Source organism: Cedecea sp. P7760 (assembly GCF_013386425.1).
Lineage (GTDB): Bacteria > Pseudomonadota > Gammaproteobacteria > Enterobacterales > Enterobacteriaceae > Cedecea > Cedecea selenatireducens.
On record NZ_JACARU010000023.1, the window covers coordinates 65240 to 85842 of the forward strand.

Annotated in this window: 15 protein-coding genes; 5 read left to right on the forward strand and 10 right to left on the reverse strand. The window is 55.4% G+C overall.

The genetic code is table 11. The features are described 5' to 3' along the window. Positions 1–317: 317 nt before the first annotated feature. Positions 318–1196: a nucleoside-specific channel-forming protein Tsx gene (locus tag HX778_RS09520; protein WP_038475117.1), complete on the forward strand. Its 879-nt coding sequence runs from the start codon at positions 318–320 to the stop codon at positions 1194–1196. A 352-nt stretch (positions 1197–1548) separates the two neighbouring features. Here HX778_RS09520 and secF read toward each other — a convergent pair whose 3' ends face one another. From secF to queA, 5 genes are all read right to left on the reverse strand, one after another. Then, positions 1549–2520 carry a protein translocase subunit SecF gene (secF, locus tag HX778_RS09525; RefSeq protein ID WP_176981847.1) on the reverse strand — a complete coding sequence of 324 codons (972 nt, stop codon included), beginning with the start codon at positions 2518–2520 and terminating at the stop codon, positions 1549–1551. A 10-nt stretch (positions 2521–2530) separates the two neighbouring features. Further along, positions 2531–4378, reverse strand: a complete 1848-nt coding sequence (secD, locus tag HX778_RS09530; RefSeq protein ID WP_071842940.1) for a protein translocase subunit SecD — start codon at positions 4376–4378, stop codon at positions 2531–2533. 27 nt (positions 4379–4405) lie between these two features. Beyond that, the gene (yajC, locus tag HX778_RS09535) at positions 4406–4738 is read right to left on the reverse strand and encodes a preprotein translocase subunit YajC (RefSeq protein WP_038475125.1); all 333 of its coding nucleotides are present in this window, start codon (positions 4736–4738) and stop codon (positions 4406–4408) included. Positions 4739–4759: 21 nt separating this feature from the next. Next, positions 4760–5887 carry a tRNA guanosine(34) transglycosylase Tgt gene (gene tgt, locus HX778_RS09540; protein ID WP_038475127.1) on the reverse strand — a complete coding sequence of 376 codons (1128 nt, stop codon included), beginning with the start codon at positions 5885–5887 and terminating at the stop codon, positions 4760–4762. 183 nt (positions 5888–6070) lie between these two features. Then, on the reverse strand, positions 6071–7141 hold the full coding sequence (queA, locus tag HX778_RS09545; RefSeq protein ID WP_176981848.1) for a tRNA preQ1(34) S-adenosylmethionine ribosyltransferase-isomerase QueA: 1071 nt from the start codon (positions 7139–7141) through the stop codon (positions 6071–6073). A 114-nt stretch (positions 7142–7255) separates the two neighbouring features. On the opposite strand from queA, the gene acpH reads away from it, so the two are divergent. Then, positions 7256–7837, forward strand: coding sequence for an ACP phosphodiesterase (acpH, locus tag HX778_RS09550; RefSeq protein ID WP_038475132.1), 582 nt, complete (start codon positions 7256–7258; stop codon positions 7835–7837). 200 nt (positions 7838–8037) lie between these two features. Then, a complete protein-coding gene (locus tag HX778_RS09555) occupies positions 8038–8640 on the forward strand; it encodes a peroxiredoxin C (RefSeq protein ID WP_016535150.1) in 603 nt (200 codons plus the stop codon). A 56-nt stretch (positions 8641–8696) separates the two neighbouring features. On the opposite strand, the gene malZ is transcribed toward HX778_RS09555, so the two are convergent. The 5 genes from malZ to phoB form a co-directional block, all read right to left on the reverse strand. Next, positions 8697–10514, reverse strand: a complete 1818-nt coding sequence (gene malZ / locus HX778_RS09560) for a maltodextrin glucosidase (RefSeq protein WP_176981849.1) — start codon at positions 10512–10514, stop codon at positions 8697–8699. Positions 10515–10730: 216 nt separating this feature from the next. Further along, the gene (gene proY / locus HX778_RS09565; protein ID WP_038475136.1) at positions 10731–12089 is read right to left on the reverse strand and encodes a proline-specific permease ProY; all 1359 of its coding nucleotides are present in this window, start codon (positions 12087–12089) and stop codon (positions 10731–10733) included. Between the two features lie 71 nt (positions 12090–12160). Further along, positions 12161–13480, reverse strand: a complete 1320-nt coding sequence (gene brnQ / locus HX778_RS09570; RefSeq protein WP_176981850.1) for a branched-chain amino acid transporter carrier protein BrnQ — start codon at positions 13478–13480, stop codon at positions 12161–12163. Positions 13481–13906: 426 nt separating this feature from the next. Then, entirely contained in the window at positions 13907–15214 is a 1308-nt protein-coding gene (gene phoR, locus HX778_RS09575) for a phosphate regulon sensor histidine kinase PhoR (protein ID WP_176981851.1), read from the reverse strand. Positions 15215–15236: 22 nt separating this feature from the next. Next, the gene (phoB, locus tag HX778_RS09580; RefSeq protein WP_008454506.1) at positions 15237–15926 is read right to left on the reverse strand and encodes a phosphate response regulator transcription factor PhoB; all 690 of its coding nucleotides are present in this window, start codon (positions 15924–15926) and stop codon (positions 15237–15239) included. Positions 15927–16125: 199 nt separating this feature from the next. On the opposite strand from phoB, the gene sbcD reads away from it, so the two are divergent. Both sbcD and sbcC read left to right on the forward strand, forming a co-directional pair. After that, complete coding sequence (gene sbcD / locus HX778_RS09590; RefSeq protein ID WP_176981853.1) at positions 16126–17343, forward strand: exonuclease subunit SbcD; 1218 nt, start codon at positions 16126–16128, stop codon at positions 17341–17343. Then, positions 17340–20495: an exonuclease subunit SbcC gene (gene sbcC, locus HX778_RS09595; protein WP_176981854.1), complete on the forward strand. Its 3156-nt coding sequence runs from the start codon at positions 17340–17342 to the stop codon at positions 20493–20495. The genes sbcD and sbcC overlap by 4 nt, the downstream gene beginning before the upstream one ends. Positions 20496–20603 lie beyond the last annotated feature (108 nt).

Sequence of the window (20603 nt, forward strand, 5' to 3'; positions counted from 1 at the left end):
CACGCCTCGCACAATATGTGAAGCAAATCCCCTATTATCCCCCCGCCTTTATAGTGATCCGCGTCACACTTAGATGTAACAACCCGGCATACGTTTGCGTAATTTGACGAAGCAGGTACAATCACGCCGTTTTTAATGTGCGCAAACGTGAACGCAATCGATTACGCATATGAGAAGAATGTGAAATAGAACATCTTTTTGTGAGCAGGGATTTCTATAATAGACGCGCTGCAAAGGTCCTTCCCCTGAGACCGGCGGCCATGGATGACATCTCACATTCGCATCGCACTAAAATTACGTAAACAGTGGCTAAAAATATGAAAAAAATTATTCTGGCAGCCGGCACCGTTCTGGCGCTTTCCAGCTCTTTCTCTGCCAGCGCAGAAGAAGCAAAAAACAGCGAATACCTCTCCGACTGGTGGCACCAGAGCGTTAACGTTGTGGGCAGCTACCACACCCGTTTCGGGCCGCAGCTGCGCAACGATACCTACCTGGAATACGAAGCTTTCGCCAAAAAAGACTGGTTCGATTTCTACGGCTATATGGATGCGCCAGTCTTCTTCGGCGGTAACACCCAGGCGAAAGGCATCTGGAACCACGGTTCCCCACTGTTTATGGAAATCGAACCTCGCTTCTCCATTGATAAGCTGACCGGCACCGATCTGAGCTTTGGTCCGTTCAAAGAGTGGTACTTCGCCAACAACTACATTTACGACATGGGCCGTAACGCGACGGGTCGCCAAAGCACCTGGTACATGGGTCTGGGTACCGACATCGATACCGGCCTGCCAATGAGTTTGTCCCTGAACGTGTATGCCAAGTATCAGTGGCAGAACTATAAAGCGACCAACGAAAACGAGTGGGATGGCTACCGCTTCAAGGTGAAATACTTCGTGCCGATTACTTCCCTGTGGGGCGGTAACCTGAGCTATATCGGTTTCACCAACTTCGACTGGGGTTCAGATCTGGGCAAAGACAGCGACTACGGCACTAACGGTCTGAAGCAGCGTACCAGCAACTCCATCGCTTCCAGCCACATCCTGTCGCTGAACTACGATCACTTGCATTACTCAATCGTTGCCCGTTACTTCCATAACGGCGGCCAGTGGAACGACGGCACCCAGTTAAACTGGATGACTGAAACCGTTCGCGCAACCGGCTGGGGCGGCTACTTCGTTGTCGGTTACAACTTCTAACCGTCACAGCAGACCAAAAAACCGGCCTTCTGGCCGGTTTTTTATTTTCCAGGCAGGTAACCTTTGGCCTTCTGAAGAGCAATAAAGGCCTGAAGAGAACGATCGTGGCGCTCCAGATAAACACGCCCCAGGCAACCAGCAGCCAGACCTCTCCCCAGAATGACAGCCCAAGCGGATGAATATAAACGGGTATCTCAAACCAGTTGATGATTGCGCTCATTGTTTTTCTCCTGTGTTGTCAGTAACCACGAGTCTACTGACCCCCTCCTGACAGCATACTGTCAGGAGAAAAACACCGGACGAAAAAAAACCGCAGCACGAAGGCTGCGGTTTTATCAGACTCTAAACGCTATTACGGCAGAATGGACGGCTGATCCGCCCCTTCTTTCTCTACCTTCTGCTGCAGCATGTGCTCGCGCTTCATGCCCAGCTTCAACGCCAGCGCAGAGGCGACGTAGATAGAAGAAGCCGTACCGACGCTCACGCCGATAAGCATCGTCAGGGAGAAGCCTTTCAGCAGCGCCCCACCGAACAGATACAGCATCAGGATAACCACTAAGGTGGTGCCTGAAGTGATCAAGGTACGGTGCAGCGTCTGGGTCAGGGAGACGTTAAAGATTTCGTAAGGCGTCCCGCGACGAATTTTGCGGAAGTTTTCACGAATACGGTCCGAGACCACGATGCTGTCGTTCAGCGAGTAACCGATAACCGACATCAGTGACGCAACGATAGTCAGGTCAATCTCGATGTGGAACAGCGACAGCACGCCCATCGTGATAATCACGTCGTGCACAAGCGAGATAACCACACCGGCTGCCAGGCGCCACTCAAAGCGGAAGCCGACGTAAACCAGGATGGAAATCAGCGCTACCAGCAGCGCCATCGCACCGTTTTGAGCCAAATCGGCACCGACGCTCGGGCCAACAAACTCAATACGTTTCACCGCGGCATTCTGGTTGGTTGCTTCGTTAATCACGCTCACAACCTTGCTGCCCAGCACCTGGCCGCCGGTTTCACCTTTGGCAGGCGGCATGCGCACCATGATGTCGCGACTGCTGCCAAAGTTCTGCACCAGCGGCTCTTCAAAGCCCGCTTTCTGCAGGGAAGCACGCATCACATCAAGATCGGCCGGTTTTTCCAGCCCGATTTCGATTACCGTTCCGCCCGTAAAATCCAGACCCCAGTTGAAGCCTTTCACGCCGATAATCACGACGGAAAGGATCAGCAGGATACCGGAGATGCTAAAGGCCCAGTAATCCCAGCGCATAAAGTCGTGGACTTTACGGCCGTGGTTCAATTGTTCAACAGTATATTCCTGTGCCACAACGCACTCCTCAGATAGACAGCTTGTTGATGCGTTTGCCGCCGTACAACAGGTTCACAATGGCACGAGTCCCGACAATTGCGGTAAACATCGAGGTTGCGACACCAATACCGGTGGTGATAGCAAAGCCTTTGATTGCCCCGGTGCCTACGGCATACAGGATGATAACTTTGATAAGCGTGGTGATGTTGGCGTCGAAAATGGAGCTGAACGCGCCTTTGTAGCCTTCATCAATCGCCTGCTGGACCGTACGCCCGTTGCTGATCTCTTCTTTGATACGCTCGTTGATCAGGACGTTGGCGTCCACCGCAACCGCAAGGGTTAAGACGATCCCCGCGATACCCGGCATGGTCAACGTTGCGCCCGGCAACAGAGACATAATCCCGACAATCAGCACCAGGTTAGCCAGCAGCGCCGTGGTCGCGATCAGGCCAAACTTCTTATAGAAGAACAGCATGAAGATGATAGACACCACCAGACCTGCCAGACACGCTTCCAGGCCTTGCTTGATGTTTTCCAGACCCAGCGTTGGACCGATAGTACGCTCTTCAACAATCTGAATTGGCGCGATCAGCGCCCCGGCACGCAGCAGCAGAGACAGCTGACGAGCTTCATTCGGGTTGCTGATACCGGTGATGCGGAAGCTGTTACCCAGGCGAGACTGAATGTTCGCCACGTTGATAACTTCTTCTTCTTTCATCAGTACAGAACGGCCATTGGCGTCTTTCTTACCGCTGTCCTTGTACTCCACAAAGAGGGTCGCCATCGGCTTGCCGATGTTGTCTTTGGTGAAGTTAGACATGATGTTACCGCCAGCGCTGTCCAGGGAAATGTTTACCTGTGGCTGGTTGTATTCATCCATGCTGGAGGTGGAGTCAGTGATGTGGTCACCGGTCAGAATCACGCGCTTGTACAGCACAACCGGCTGGCCTTCGCGAGTCGGCTTCACTTCGGAGTCACCCGGCACGCGGCCAGAGGCTGCAGCACTTGCATCCACATTGGTGTTAACCAGACGGAATTCCAGCGTAGCGGTCGCACCCAGGATTTCTTTTGCGCGAGCGGTGTCCTGAATACCAGGCAGCTCAACCACGATACGGTCAGCACCCTGACGCTGAACCAGCGGTTCGGCTACGCCAAGCTGGTTAACACGGTTACGCAGGATATTGATGTTCTGCTGTACCGCATATTCACGCGCTTCGCTCAGGCGAGCATCGCTCATCACGGCACGCAGCGTGTTGCTTCCCTGGTTCGAGAACACCAGGTCACGGTGACGAGTAGAGAGATAATCTCTTGCTGAGTCGCGCGAGCCAGCGTCACGGAAGACAATGTCTACGCCGTAATTGTCCGCTTTGCGCACGTTAGTGTAGGCAATGCCCTTATCACGCAGATCGCTGCGCAGGCCATCGATATTTTGTTCCTGGAGTTTGCCAAGCGCTGTGTCCATATCCACTTCCATCAGGAAGTGAACGCCACCGCGCAGGTCAAGGCCGAGTTTCATCGGATTTGCGCCGATAGTCGACATCCAGCGTGGGGTAGCGGGAGCAAGGTTAAGCGCCACGACATAGTTGTCGCCCAGCACGCTCATCAGCGCTTCACGCGCGCGGAGCTGGGTATCAGTAGAGTCGAAGCGAGCGAGAATAGCGCCCTCTTCCAGCGCCACAGACTTAGCGGTAATTTTTTCTTGTTTTAAGGTGTTTTCGACCTGGATCAGCGTTTGTTCACTGGCGGCGGCACCGCGCACGCCAGTTAATTGAACGGCCGGATCCTCACCATACAGGTTGGGAAGCGCATACAGCAGACCAATCGCAAGCACGACGATCAGCATGATGTACTTCCACAAAGGATAACGGTTTAACACATTTAGTTCCCTTAGGGAAAACGAAAATTACAGCGCCTTCATGGTGCCTTTCGGCAGAACGGCAGCTACGAAATCACGCTTAATAACCACTTCGGTAGTGTCGTTCAGCGCGATAACAACATAGCCTGTTTCAGCTACTTTGGTCACGCGGCCAACCAGGCCACCGTTGGTCAGCACTTCATCGCCTTTAGCGATAGAGTCCATCAGTTTTTTATGCTCTTTGGTACGCTTTTGCTGCGGACGCAGGATCATAAAATAGAAAATCAGGCCGAAGACCACCAACATTGGAATCAAAGTCCATTGACTCTGTCCTGGAGCAGCACCCGCAGAAGCGACAGCATCAGAAATGAAAAAGCTCATTAAAATTCCCTCATTATTTAATTAATCAACGTTCAAAGGTGGAACCGGCTTACCTGTCCGCTCGTAAAAATCCGTCACGAAGTGCTCTAATTTACCCTCTTCAATGGCCTTGCGTAAACCAGCCATTAAACGCTGGTAATAGCGCAGGTTATGAATGGTATTGAGACGCGCGCCCAGTATTTCGTTGCAACGGTCAAGATGATGCAAGTAAGCACGTGAATAATTGCGACACGTATAGCAATCACACTCTGCATCCAGCGGTGCGGTGTCATCTTTATGCTTAGCATTGCGGATTTTCACCACGCCATCGGTAACAAACAGGTGACCGTTACGCGCATTACGAGTTGGCATGACGCAGTCGAACATATCGATACCGCGGCGTACCCCTTCAACCAGGTCTTCCGGTTTACCTACGCCCATCAGGTAACGTGGTTTGTCGGCAGGAATTTGCGGGCAGACGTGCTCCAGAATACGGTGCATGTCTTCCTTCGGCTCTCCTACCGCCAGGCCGCCGACAGCGTAGCCATCAAAGCCAATCTCTACCAGACCTTTTACCGAGATATCTCGTAAATCTTCGTAAACGCTGCCCTGAATAATGCCGAACAGCGCATTTTTATTCTCAAGAGAATCAAAGCGATCGCGGCTACGCTGGGCCCAGCGCAGGGACATCTCCATGGAGCGCTTCGCGTAATCCCAGTCCGCCGGGTAAGGCGTACATTCGTCGAAGATCATCACGATATCAGATCCGAGATCGTACTGAATTTCCATGGATTTTTCAGGATCGAGGAAAATCGGATCGCCGTTGATCGGGTTACGGAAGTGAACGCCCGCCTCGGTTATCTTACGGATGTCGCCCAGGCTGAACACCTGGAAACCACCGGAGTCCGTCAGGATTGGGCCTTTCCACTGCATAAAATCATGCAGGTCGCCGTGCAGCTTCATGATTTCCTGGCCTGGACGCAGCCATAAATGGAAGGTGTTGCCCAGGATAATCTGCGCGCCCGTGGCTTCAACTTCTTCCGGCGTCATCCCTTTTACGGTGCCGTAAGTACCCACCGGCATGAAGGCCGGGGTTTCGACGGTGCCACGCTCAAAAACCAGGCGACCGCGGCGTGCGCGGCCGTCTGTGGTATCTAATTCAAATTTCACATTTCCTCCAGCACCAGAGAAACAGTCTGGTGAATAAATTAACGCCGCGGGCGGGGCTCACGGCGGAATAAGCTGGGGTGGGTTACCCTCACCCCGGCCCTCCCCCTGGAAGGGAGAGGGGGAAAAAATAAGACCTGTATAGTCCCCTCTCCCCCCTGGGGAGAGGGTTAGGGTGAGGGGCAATCACGCCCCAGGGCGTTCGTTAATCGCCAGCGGATTGCAGGTAATAAACATCGCATCGCCGTAGCTAAAGAAGCGGTATTCTGCCTTCACCGCCTCGTGGTAGGCGTGCATTGTGTTTTTGTATCCGGCAAACGCGGAGACCAGCATAATCAGCGTAGACTCTGGCAGGTGGAAATTCGTCACCAGCGCGTCGACAACTTTGTACTGATAGCCCGGATAGATAAAGATTTGGGTATCGCCGAAGAACGGCTCGATCGGATCGTTTTTAGACGCCTGAGCGGCGCTTTCCAGAGAACGTACCGACGTCGTCCCTACGGCAATAACGCGGTTACCGCGTGCTTTGCAGGCCAGCACCGCGTCCACAACATCCTGAGGCACTTCGGCATACTCAGAGTGCATAATATGGTCTTCAATGCTGTCCACGCGCACCGGCTGGAACGTCCCCGCGCCAACGTGCAGCGTGACGAACGCCATATCTATGCCTTTATTACGCAGTTTTTCCAGCAGCGGCTCGTCAAAGTGCAGGCCCGCCGTCGGCGCAGCAACGGCACCCGGCTTCTGGCTATAAACCGTTTGATAAAGCTCGCGGTCTGCCTCTTCATCAGGGCGGTCGATATACGGCGGCAGCGGCATATGGCCGATACTATTCAGAATATCCAGCACCGCACGCTCGTCGTTAAACTCGACTTCAAACAGCGCATCGTGGCGCGCAACCATGGTGGCGTGTACGCTTTCATCATCGCCCAGCAGCAGTTCAGCGCCGGGTTTTGGCGCTTTAGAAGCGCGAATATGTGCCAGAATGCGTTTATCATCCAGCATGCGCTCGACCAGCACTTCAATCTTACCGCCGCTGGCTTTACGGCCAAACAGGCGGGCCGGGATAACGCGGGTGTTATTGAACACCAGCAGGTCACCGGGGTTGAGCTTGTCGAGTAAATCGGTGAAAGTGCCATGCGTCAGCGCGCCCGTCGGCCCGTCCAGAGACAGCAAACGACAGCTGCTGCGCTCGGCTTGCGGATAATGAGCAATCAGGGATTCAGGCAGTTCAAAGGAAAAATCAGCAACGCGCATGGTATAGCACTCAGACTTAAAAACAGGCGGCTTAGTCTAGTGGCAGGGGGCTTTCCCTGCAACACGTTTACCCCGCTCAGGCCGTTTTAAAGCCATAAATGGAATAACTATTCGATGAATTTTCTCGCCCACCTGCATCTTGCCCATCTGGCCCAAAGTTCCCTGCTGGGAAATTTGCTGGCGGATTTCGTGCGCGGCAGCCCGGACGACAGCTTTTCGCCCGAGGTCGTGGCCGGCATTTATATGCATCGCCGGGTGGACGCCCTCACGGACGGTCTGCCGGAGGTCGCCCTGGCCCGAGGCTGGTTCGGCCCCAAAACGCGGCGCGTTTCGCCTATTTCGCTGGACGTTATGTGGGACCACTTCCTGTCACGCCACTGGGATAAGGTCTGCCCGGATATCGAGCTTGAGGATTTTGTCGCCTATGCTCGCGGGCAAATTGAGCCCTGGCTTGCCGACACGCCGCCGCGTTTCATTAACCTCAATAACTATTTATGGCGTGAACGCTGGCTGGAGCGTTACCGGGAAATGAGCTTTATTGCTAATGTTCTCAACGGGATGGCAAGCCGTAGACCAAAGCTCGACGCATTGCGAGACTCCTGGCACGATCTCGATGCCCATTATGACCAACTGGAGGAACTGTTCTGGCAGTTCTATCCGCGCATGATGGCGATGGCGGAACAAAAAAGTTTGTGATCGTTCTCGGTTCACGTTACAACAACTTGCCCTTTTCGGAAAAAGGGCTATCTTGGTTACCGGCATCAACATAAGCGTCTTTTTGATAGCCAAAACCTATCTGATTGATTGGCAAGATGCCATTGAGCTACATGGAATGGAGCCCCTATACTCCCCCCGTTGCGTTAACATTCACTTTAACAAAATTAACAGGAGTACATATGGTCCTGGTTACTCGTCCAGCCCCTGACTTTACCGCTGCTGCCGTCCTGGGCAATGGCGAAATCGTTGAAAACTTCAACTTCAAAAAACACACCAACGGTAAAGCTACCGTGGTCTTCTTCTGGCCGATGGACTTCACCTTCGTGTGCCCGTCTGAACTGATCGCGTTCGACAAGCGTTACGAAGAATTCCAGAAGCGCGGCGTAGAAGTCGTTGGTGTATCTTTTGACTCCGAGTTCGTACACAACGCATGGCGTAAAACCCCGGTTGATAAAGGCGGCATCGGTGAAGTGAAATACGCGATGGTGGCTGACATCAAACGTGAAATTCAGAAAGCCTACGGTATTGAACATCCGGAAGCTGGCGTTGCACTGCGCGGCTCCTTCCTGATCGACAAAGCCGGTATCGTTCGCCACCAGGTGGTTAACGACCTGCCGCTGGGCCGTAACATCGACGAAATGCTGCGTATGGTTGACGCGCTGCAGTTCCACGAAGAGCACGGCGAAGTGTGCCCGGCTCAGTGGGAAAAAGGGAAAGAAGGCATGAACGCGTCTCCGGACGGCGTGGCCAAGTACCTGAGCGAGAACGTTGCTAAGCTGTAATCGCTAAGCAAGTTCGAAGAAAGGCCGCGAATGCGGCCTTTTTTGTTTTTGTCTGCCTACAGGCTCCGCCACACGGAGGCAGAAACCGCCGGCAACGTCAATTCGCGGTTATCAAGCCCGGCTTCGCCTTCGAACTGCGTCCAGGCCCTGCCGCTGAGCAGCGCATCCCACGGCAGAGTCACGGTAATCGCCTCGCCGCGGTTAATCGCCACCAATACGCGTTCATTCTGGTAGACGCGAGCAAACACCACCGCATCGCCTTCGGCATAGACAACCCGGCAGCCGCCCTGCCGTAACGCCCGGCTTTGCTTACGCAGTTTGCCTAAACGCTGATAGAGCGCCAGCAGGTCTACATCCTGATCCCGCTGATTCCACGGGAATGGCTTGCGGCAGAAAGGATCGTTGTTACCATCGAGTCCCACCTCATCACCGTAGTAAATACAGGGCACGCCGGGCCAGGCGTACAGCCAGATAACGGCCAGCGGTAAGCGGGCAACGTCTTTGCCGAGGATGGATTTAAAGCGCGCCGTATCATGACTGTCGAGCTGGTTAAACATCCGCAGTTGCTGCTGATGGGAAAGCCCCGAACGGTACTCTTCCATCCACGCCATGCAGGCCTGCGCGTCAATGCTCTGCGGCTCGTAAGAGATATCGGTATTCGCCAAAAATCCCCACAGCGGGAAAGTAAAACCGCGATAGTTCATGGCGGCGTCTTCGGTATCAGCCTGCAGCCACTGGCGGGCGTCGCCGAAGTGTTCACCCAGGACGTAAGCATTCGCTTTTGTTTCTTTTGCCGCCTGGGTAATGCCGCCGACGTGCTGCAGGTTGTTTTTCGCCCCGCCCGCTTCGCCCAGCATATGCACAACGTCCAGACGCCAGCCGTCAATGCCCCACGGCTCCCGCAGCCAGTGCCGCACAATACTTTGCTCGCCGCGATAGATTTCATCCACCAGCGTAGCCGAGCGATAGTCCAGCTTCGGCAGGCTTGAATAGCCCAGCCAGTCCAGCGCAAACCCCTCGTCGGAGAAGCTGTACCAGTCGCGCCACGGTGACTGCGGATTGTGGCAGGCGCCGCGGTCGCTACTCTGATGCCTGTCAAACCAGGCATGCGTATCGCCGCTGTGGTTAAAGACGCCGTCCAGCATCAGCTTCATCCCCTGCCTGCGCGTATTTTCCCGCAGCCGCAGGAAAGCGGCGTTACCGCCAAACTGCTCGTCCACCTGCCGGTAATCCTGAGTGTCGTACTTATGCACGCTGGGCGCGGTAAAAATAGGATTCAGATAAAGCGCCGTCACGCCAAGCTTTTTCAGGTACGGCAGCTTCTCGCTGATACCGTCGAGATCGCCCCCGTAAAAGGTCGATCCTCCCGCTTCCCCGGTTAACGGCTGGTCCCATTCACGCCGAACGATGTCCTGCCCTGCCGCATGATGAAAATAAACGTTGTTCTGAGCCGGCTGGCGATTTGATCCTCGTGCAAAACGATCCGGGAAGATCTGATAAAACACCTGATCCTGCACCCAGTCAGGGCCGGTATCAGGCGTATCAAAAGCAAACTGTTCCAGGCGAGCCGGCGGCGTTTTCCGCAGGCCCTGGGGCGTATACCAGCGCTGTCGGTCCTGCCAGAGCAGTTTAAAACTGTAGCGGCGGCGCGGCTGCCCTTCGGAGGTATCAAGAGTCACCTTCCAGGCGACAACGCCCTCCAGGGGAGCGTGTTTCTGACGCGTCATGGCCAGGGAAATCTCTTCGTTATCTTTTTCGCCGCGCAGAACCACTTTTTCCGGCAGGTCATCTCCCGCCAGCCACAACGTTATGGTCAGGCTTTGCTCACGCTTCTGAAGAAACGGCGCCACCGGAAGGTGCCAGGCATTCAACATAGTAACTTTCCCATCGCTTAAAAATGACGCCACCTTGCCACAGCATAAGGCTTTATCACTCATCATTGAGGGTTAATTTTGGGGAGGATGGGAGGGGCGGAGGCGAGGATAATTTGTCCCCTCACCCCGCCCCTCTCCCAAAAGGGCGAGGGAGAAAAACGAGGGAGGAGAATGCTATTTATCCTCTATCACTTTCAGAGGAGAGGCAAAAATCGATTACTGCGCGTTCACCCGGCGCTTAACAAGCCAGCCGATAAGCAGCAGCACAATCCAGCCGCAGCCCACGTACAGCGAAATACGGGTTTCCGGATGGTAGCCAATCAGCGCGATGATAAACACCAGGAACACCAGGCCAACAACCGTGGTTGCAACGCCGCCGGGAATAGGGAACTTCAGCGCTTTCGCCTCTTCCGGCGACAGGCGGCGGCGGAAGGCAATCTGCGACAGCAGGATCATTATCCACACCCACACGGTGGCAAAGGTCGCCAGGGAAGCAATCACCAGGAAGACGTTATCCGGCATGATGTAGTTCAGGTAAACCGCCAGCAGCAGCGCACAGGCCATCACCACGACGGTGACCCACGGAATACCGTTGCGAGAGGTTTTGGCGAACACTTTAGGCGCGCTGCCCTGCTCGGCCATGCCGTGCAGCATACGGCCCACGCCAAACACATCGCTGTTAATCGCCGAAAGAGAAGCGGTGATAACCACAAAATTCAGAATACCGGCCGCGGCGGTAATGCCCATATGCTGGAAGGTCATCACAAACGGGCTGCCTTCGGTGCCCACCTGGTTCCACGGATAGATGGACATGATGACGAACAGCGTGCCCACATAAAACACCAGAATACGCAGCGGAACGGAGTTGATGGCGCGCGGAATAGACTTCTGCGGATCTTTCGCTTCGCCTGCCGTGATGCCGATAATCTCAATCCCGCCGTAGGCAAACATCACCATCTGCAGCGACATTATCATCCCGAGCCAGCCGTTGCTGAAGAAGCCGCCATTGCTCCACAGGTTATGGATGCCGGTCGCCTGGCCGCCGTTGCCAATCCCCCACACGATAATGCCGATCCCGGCAATAATCATGATGATGATGGTGGCAACCTTGAAGAACGAGAACCAGAACTCCAGCTCGCCGAATACCTTCACGCTCATCAGGTTGATGGCGCTGATAATTAGCACCACGCTCAGCACCCAGACCCAGTGCGGCACCGCCGGGAACCAGATGCCCATATAGATCCCAAAGGCGGTCACGTCGGCAATGGCAACAATCAATATTTCAAAGCAGTAGGTCCAGCCGGTGATATAACCTGCCAGTGGCCCCAGGTAGTCCTGAGCATAACGTGAAAACGAGCTGGCCGCAGGGTTGTGCACCGACATTTCGCCCAGCGCGCGCATGATGATGTAGGCCGCCACGCCGCCGATAATATACGCCAGCAGCACGCTCGGCCCCGCCATTTTGATGGCGTCCGCCGAACCGTAAAACAGCCCTGTTCCAATCGCCGACCCCAGCGCCATAAATCGAATGTGCCGGGTGCTCAAACCGCGCTTGAGCTTGTTGGTGTTTTCCATTAATCCAGTACCACGCTTTACAATAAAAAAACCACGGAGGACGACTCCGTGGTTACATAGCAATCAAAAACTTAGTGGGCGGCGGAGGTCACCTGGCGCCCTGCTGCTTTGTCCCAGATAGCGGTGATAACCACCATCGCGACGGTCGGCAGCAGCCAGGCAAGTCCCTGATCCGCCAGCGGCAGTTTCGCCGCCCAGCCAGGCAGCACGTCGCTGATGGCCGAAGCTTTGACGCCGTCAATAATACCAAACAGCAGGCTTATCAGCATCGCCGGCGCAATAACGCGGGTGGAATTGTTCCACCACGGACGAGTAAAGCTCAGCACCACCAGCGCGATACATGGCGGATAGATTGCCGTCAGCACCGGGATAGAGATCTGAATCAGATGGCTCAGGCCCAGGTTGGACACAATCATCGAGAACAGACCGAGGATAAACACCAGCGAGCGATAAGAGAGCGGCAGATACTGGCTAAAGAACTCCGCGCAGGCACAGGTCAGGCCAACGGCAGTGACCAGGCAGGCCAGGAAAATCAGCGCCGCGAGGAAGAAGCTTCCTGCCCCGCCAAAGGTATGAGCGACATAGGCGTGCAGAATAGCCGCACCGTTGGCTTTCTGATCGACCAGGTTCGCGCTATCGGACCCCAGGTGGAACAGCGCCAGGTAGATAACCGTCAGGCCGATACCGGCAATCAGTCCAGCCCAGATGGTGTAGCGGGTCAGCAGGCGAGATTCGGTCACGCCACGGGAGCGGGCGGCATTAACGATAACAATCCCGAACACCAGCGAAGCCAGGGTATCCATCGTCAGGTAGCCGTTCACAAAGCCGTTAGAAAACGCCGCGTTCTGGTAGGCTTCAGTCGCCGTACTCAGGCCGCCGGCTGGCCACAATACTGCACCGGCCGCCAGGATCAGCAGCGCGATGATTTTCACCGGCGCCAACACGTGGCCCACGGTATCCAGCAGCTTGCCGGGATAAAGAGAAATGCCGATCACCAGCGCAAAGTACACCAGGCTGTAGATAAACAGCGGCATATCGCCCATGCCTGTCAGCGGAGCTATCCCCACTTCAAAAGAAACGGTGGTGGTACGCGGCGTGGCAAACAGCGGCCCTACGGCCAGGTAGCAGACGGTTGCCAGCAAAATGCCGGCACGGCGGCCAATCGGCGAGCTGAGGCTATCAATACCCCCGCCCACGCGTGCGATCGCCACGATAGTCAGAACAGGTAAACCTACTGCGGTCACCAGGAAGCCAAGCGCCGCCGTCCAGACGTGCTCGCCAGCCTGTAAGCCGACCATAGGAGGGAAAATGATGTTGCCCGCGCCCACAAACAGCGCAAAGGTCATAAAGCCCAGAGCGATGATGTCACGAGATTTCAAATGATAGGTCATAAAATAAAGCAGCCTGTGGATGTGTGGTGTTGAAAATGCTCAAATTTTTAAACCGAGGTTCAGTCCAGATAACGTTCGGTAAAAACGCGGCTATTACCGGTAACGACAGCGGAATATGCTTCTCCAGATCGGTGGCGAAGAATAGTTAGTCGAATTACCACTCAATTTCAGTCGGTCTGGTAATAACAGGGGGGCAATTAAAACGCTTATAGCGTTTGAAGACAAGAAGGGATCGGGAAACCAGAAATATATCCTTTATAAATACGCATAACCAGTGAATAAAGTTGATTATACGCTTTTGTTATGGCTTATCATTCGGACAAAAAAGCATCAATTCGATATTCATCACTTAACGAGTGGTGAAAATACGCACAAAAAAGGCCAGAAAACTGGCCTGTGGAAAGCGGACGTGACGGTTATGGCAAGTTAATGTGCAACCGCCGCAGAATCATGAGCAATCAGGCGTTCTGGCAGAATAAACGAAAACGTCGATCCCTGCCCCGGCTGGCTTTCGATCTCCAGCCGCGCATCATGGTGGCTAAGGGCATGCTTAACGATAGCCAGCCCAAGCCCGCTGCCGCCCGTCTGGCGAGAGCGCGCCTTATCGACCCGGTAAAAGCGCTCGGTCAGGCGAGGAAGATGCTCGGCGGAAATTCCAGGCCCGGTATCCCTGACGCTAAACGCCACGCCGTGAGGCAGCTTGCGCCAGGTGACCGTAATATGGGTCCCGGCCGGCGTGTGATTTACGGCGTTATACACCAGGTTCGAGATAGCGCTGCGAAGCTGCTCCTCGTTGCCGTAAACCTGAAGCCCAGGCTCGACGTTAAAAGTGAGCGTTTGCTTCTGCTGGCTCAGCGTTTGCGCCTCGCGCTCCACCACGCGCAGCATCAGCGGCACGTCGATTTTTTCGTTCATCGAAATCGCCGGTGCAGCTTCAATCCTCGATAAGGTGAGGAGCTGTTTGACCAGCCCTTCCATACGCGACGTTTGCTCACGCATGGTATGCAACGCTTTGTCCTTGAGCGGCCCTTCCAGCGCCTGATCCTGCATCATCTCCAGATAACCCTGTAACACGGTCAGCGGGGTGCGCAGCTCGTGGCTGACGTTGGCAAAGAAGTTACGGCGAGCGCCTTCAAGCTGGTGCATCTGCGTGACGTCACGCGCCACCATCAGCCACTGCCCGTCAGCATAAGGCATCACGCGGAACTCAAGATGACGGCCGTTGTTCAGCACCAGCGTCAGCGGGCGGCCGAACTGCTGCTTCGCTACGTATTGAGTGAATTCAGGGTAACGCAGAAGGTTGAGGATATTTTGGCCGCTGTCGTCGGGCCAGCGCAGGCCAAGCAGCTGCTGCGCCAGGCCGTTACACCAAAAAATAGTGCCTTCTTCGGTGGTCAGCACCACCGCATCTGGCAGTGATTCCGCACCGCTGCGGAACCGCTTGATAAGGTTGCCCAGCTCTTTACGGCGCTTTTTATTACGCAGCTGCATCTGGTGCAGCCCGTAAAGCAAAGGCTCCCAGCTTCCCCGCCCGGGCGGCGGGGTCATGCTGCGGTCAACCCACAGCCACCAGGAGAGACGAAGTAAATTCCAGAAATGCCAGCTTAACAGGGCGGTCACTGCCGCCAGTAAGAACCACGGCAGATGGCCAAAAATCAATCCGAGAATCGCCGCCGGTAAACAACAGAGCATCAGCTCCAGTACCAGCCTTTTCCATGACAGCCGTTCCAGCACGCGTCACGCTCCTGTCAGCATATTAAAAACGGGTTGAAAAGCGATAACCCGTGCCGCGAACTGTTTGCACCATTTTGTCATGACCACTTGTTTCCAGAGCTTTACGCAGACGGCGAATATGCACGTCTACGGTACGGTCTTCAACGTAAACGTTAGTCCCCCACACGTTATTAAGCAGCTGTTCACGGCTGTAAACGCGCTCCGGGTGGGTCATAAAGAAGTGTAACAGCTTAAATTCGGTTGGCCCCATGTCGAGCGGATCTTCACCGGTCATCACGCGGTGCGATGAAGGGTCAAGGCTCAGGCCCTGCATCTCAATAACCTCTTCCACCGCCATCGGTGAAATACGGCGCATCACGGCTTTGATACGTGCCACCAGCTCTTTCGGGGAGAAAGGCTTAGTGATGTAGTCGTCGGCACCGACCTCAAGGCCGCGGACGCGATCTTCTTCTTCGCCGCGGGCGGTCAGCATCATCACCGGGATCTCGCGGGTCAATGCTTCACGCTTCAGGTGCTTGATGAACTGGATCCCCGAACCACCTGGCAGCATCCAGTCGAGCAGGATCAGATCGGGGAAAGGTTCAATCAGCAGGTTAACCGCGCTGTCATAATCTTCCGCCTCTACCGACTGGAAGCCATTTTGCTCGAGCACAAAGCTCACCATTTCACGAATAGGAGCTTCATCTTCTACGACTAAAATGCGTCTCGCCATGATTTACCCTGTTGAAAAGAGACCATCTCTTATTAATTGTGCGCCAGTATGCGTCAGATTTGTGACAGATTTATGAAAAAGATTACGGCCAGATATTTCACCTTTTTGAATTATGACAGCCCCAGATTTTTGCTGACGGTTACGCTTCTGACTCAATAGCTTATAATCGGTCATTCGCCTCTTTGCCATGGGACAGGTTATGCGCATTCTCCACACTTCAGACTGGCACCTCGGCCAAAACTTCTATACCAAAAGCCGGGCTTCTGAACACCAGGCCTTTCTCGACTGGTTGATAAACGCCGCGCTCGAACATCAGGCGGAGGCGATTATTGTCGCGGGGGATATCTTTGATACCGGCTCACCGCCGAGCTACGCCCGCGAAATGTATAACCGCTTTGTGGTGCAGCTGCAGGCCACCGGCTGCCAGCTCGTGGTGCTGGCGGGTAACCACGATTCCGTTGCCACGCTCAACGAATCCCGCGAGCTGCTGGCCTGTCTGAATACCCGAGTGATTGCCAGCGCACGCCACAACAAAGACGAGCAGGCACTGGTCCTTAATCAAAAAGACGGCACGCCAGGCGCTATCCTTTGCCCCATTCCTTTCCTGCGCCCCCGCGACATTCAAAGCAGCCAGGCCGGGCTGTCTGGCCATGAGAAACAGCGTTCTTTAATGGAAGCCATCAGCGAACATTATCAGCACTGCTATGAGGCCGCCGTTGCCCTGCGCGGAGACAGGCCGCTGCCGATTATCGCCACCGGGCACCTGACTACCGTTGGCGTAACAAAATCTGACGCGGTTCGCGACATTTATATCGGCACGTTGGACGCGTTCCCGGCGCAGCACTTCCCGCCAGCCGACTACATCGCGCTCGGGCATATTCATCGCGCGCAGAAAATCGGCGGCAGCGAGCATATTCGCTACAGCGGTTCGCCTATTCCGCTGAGTTTCGACGAAACCGGCAAAGCAAAAAGTGTGTTTCTCGTAGAGTTTAGCGGTGCGGCGCTGGCAAGCGTCGAACCTCTGGAGGTACCCATTAGCCAGCCGCTGGCCATCGTCAAAGGTTCGCTGGGTGAAATTGAGCAACAGCTTGAACAGTGGCGAAATGCGCCAGCTGAGCCGAAAGTCTGGCTGGATATCGAAATCGCCACCGATGAATATCTGCACGATATGCAGCGCCAGGTCCAGGCGCTTACCGACGAACTGCCGGTCGAAGTCGTCCTGCTGCGCCGCAGCCGCGAACAGCGCGAGCGGGTCATTGCCAGCCAGCATAAAGAAACGTTGAGCGAGTTAAGCGTTGAAGAAGTTTTTGAGCGACGGCTGAGCCAGGAAGAGACCAGCGACGAGCGTGCCGCACGGTTAAGAACGCTGTTTGCACAAACCCTTTCAGACTTGCACCAGCAGGAGGAACAGGCATGAAAATCTTAAGCCTGCGGTTAAAAAACATAAACTCCCTGAAAGGCGAATGGAAAATTGATTTCACCCAGGAGCCCTTCGCCAGCAACGGGCTGTTCGCTATCACCGGCCCGACGGGCGCGGGCAAAACCACCCTGCTCGACGCAATTTGCCTGGCGCTGTACCACAAAACGCCGCGCCTCAGCACCGTTTCTCAGTCGCAAAACGACCTGATGACCAGGGACACCGCTGAGTGCCTGGCCGAAGTGGAGTTCGAGGTCAAAGGCGTTGGCTACCGGGCTTTCTGGAGCCAGAACCGCGCCCGTAACGCGGCAAACGGCAACCTTCAGGCACCGCGCGTGGAGCTGGCCCAAATCAGCGACGGCAAAATCCTCGCGGATAAAATTAAAGACAAGCTTGAGATTGTCGCCTCGCTTACCGGGCTGGATTACGACCGCTTCACCCGCTCGATGATGCTCTCCCAGGGGCAGTTCGCCGCTTTTTTAAACGCCGACGCCAACGACCGCGCCTCGCTGCTTGAGGAGCTGACCGGCACCGAAATCTACGGCACCGTATCTGCGGCAGTCTTTGAAAATCATAAGCAAATCAAAAGCCGGCTTGAAAACCTGCTGGCTCAGGCTTCAGGCGTTGCGCTATTGAATGAGGAGCGGCAACAGCAGCTTACGCAGAGTTTGCAGGCGCTTACTTTTGAAGAAAAAAAGCTGTCGGATGAACAGCAGCAACAACAGCAACATCAGCACTGGCTCAGCCAGCGCGCCCGGCTCGCCGCCGACAAAGAGCAGAAGCTGCAGGCGCTGAACGGTGCCAGTCAGGCCCTTAAAGACGCGGAGCCGATGCTGGCGAAGCTGACCCGCGCTCTGCCTGCCGAAAAACTGCGGCCTCACTGGCAGCGGTTGCAGGAAAAGCAGCAGACGTTAAGGCAAAACGGCGAAGCCGCAGAGAAAGTGAATACCCGCTTACAGCAGCTCACCGTTCGTCGTCAGCAAACCCGCCTGTTAGCCGCCGGGCAGGCTCAAAAGCTTCAGTCAGAAGCACAGCTGGTACAGGAATGGCTCACCGCCAATGACCGCTATCGCCTGTTAGCCGCCGAGCTGACGGGCTGGCGCATGGCGTTTACGCAGCAGCAGCGCGATGAAAGACAGCTGGCTGAGCTCCAGCAGACGCTGCAGGCCAGTCAGCAAAAGCTGCAGGCGCTGCCGGAGCCGACGCTTAGCCTTTCTCCTGATGAAGTGAGCGCTCATTTACAGCGAATGCTGGCAACCCGGCCTGCTCGCCAGCAGTTGGCCGCCCTGCAGCCACAGTTCGCCACGCTGGAGAAACGTAAAGCCGAGCAGCAGCGGGAGCTTGCCGAGCTGGATAAACTGATTGCCGGGCGTGATGCTGAGCTCAGCCAAAAACGTCAGCAATACAAAGACAAACGCCAGCATGAGGCCGATCTGGAAAAAGTCGTCGAGCAGGAAAGGCGCATTCAAAGCCTTGAAGCCGAGCGTGCGCTTTTACAACCGGATTCCCCGTGCCCGCTTTGCGGCTCAACCCAACATCCCGCCGTAGAAGCCTATAAAACGCTGGAGCCGGGCGAGAACCAGCAGCGTCTTGCCGCCCTTAAGCAAGAGGTTGCCAAACTCGCGGAGCTTGGCTTCGCCCTGAAAGGTCAGCTTGATACCCAACGCCAACAGCGCGAAAAACTGGTGCAGGTAAGCACCGCGCTGCAGGAAGAGGAAGCCTCTCTGTCCGCCCGCTGGCAGCAGCAGTGTGCAGAAGCAGGTATCGCTTTAACGCCGCAGGACGATCTCACCGCCTGGCTTAACGAGCAGGAACAGCGTGAACAGCAGCTGCGCCAGCTAGGCGAGCGTCAGGCGCTGGAGGTGCAGTTTCAACGCGACAGCCAGCAGCATGAAAAGCTGAGTGCCGACTTTATGGTACAGCGCTCGTCTCTGCAGACTGCGCTGGAGCAGGCCGGTCTTGTGCGCCCCGAGCCGGGAGAAGAGCAAAACTGGCTCGAAGCTCGTCAAAAAGAATCCCTGCAATGGCAGCAACAGCAGGACAAGCTGCCGCAGCTTCACCAGCAGCTTTCCAGCCTTGAGATGCTGCTCTCCAATCTAATGGACGACGGCTCAACGCCGCCGCCGTTGGAGGCAAACGAGCGCCAGGCTGCGCTGCAAAACTGGCAGACGCTGCATAACGACTGCAACCTGCTCGAAGGACAGCGTCAGTCCCTGCAAGAACAGCTGAAGCAAAGTGAAAGAGAAGCCACGGCGGCACAGGAGCAGTTCAGCAATGCGCTCTCGGCCAGCCAGTTCAGCGACGAAGCCGACTTCCGAAGCGCGCTGCTGGAAGAGGCCGGGCGACTTGAGCTTGAGCAACGTAAGCAGCAGCTGGAACGCCAACAGCAGCAACAGACTACGCTGCTGGAACAGGCTGAAAGCGCGCTGGCTCAGCATCTCTCAGGGCGGCCAGAAACCCTGAGCGAAGAGACCGAAGTCAGCATGCTGGATGAACGTATCGCAGCGCTTACTCTCCAGCTGCGCGAAAACGCCTCTCGCCAGGGGCAAATCACCCAGCAACTGCGTCATGACGAGGAAAATCGGGTTCGCCAGCAGGCGCTGATGCAGGAGATCAAAGCGTGTGAGGCGCAGGCGGAAGACTGGGGCTACCTCAATTCGCTCATCGGCTCCAAAGAAGGGGATAAATTCCGTAAATTCGCCCAGGGGCTGACGCTGGATAATCTGGTCTGGCTGGCAAACAATCAGCTTAACCGCCTGCACGGGCGCTACCTGCTTCAGCGCAAAGACAACGAAGCGCTCGAGCTGCAGGTGGTGGATACCTGGCAGGCAGATGCGGTGCGGGATACACGCACGCTCTCCGGCGGAGAAAGTTTCCTGGTGAGTCTGGCGCTGGCGCTCGCGTTATCCGATTTGGTGAGCCATAAAACCCGCATTGACTCCCTGTTTCTGGATGAAGGTTTTGGCACCCTCGATGCGCAGACGCTGGATACCGCGCTCGACGCGCTGGATACGCTGAACGCCAGCGGCAAAACTATCGGCGTCATCAGCCACGTTGAGGCGATGAAAGAGCGGATCCCGGTGCAAATTAAGGTGAAGAAGATCAACGGCCTGGGCGTGAGCCGACTGGATAAAGTTTTTGCAGTGGATTGACCTTGACCCTGGCTCACTCCCAGGGAAGCTGTCTTTCAGTCACAAATACGCTTATGAAGGATCGGCTAAGGTTCCGTTCACTTCCAGCCCTGGGTCGGCTGAGATGCG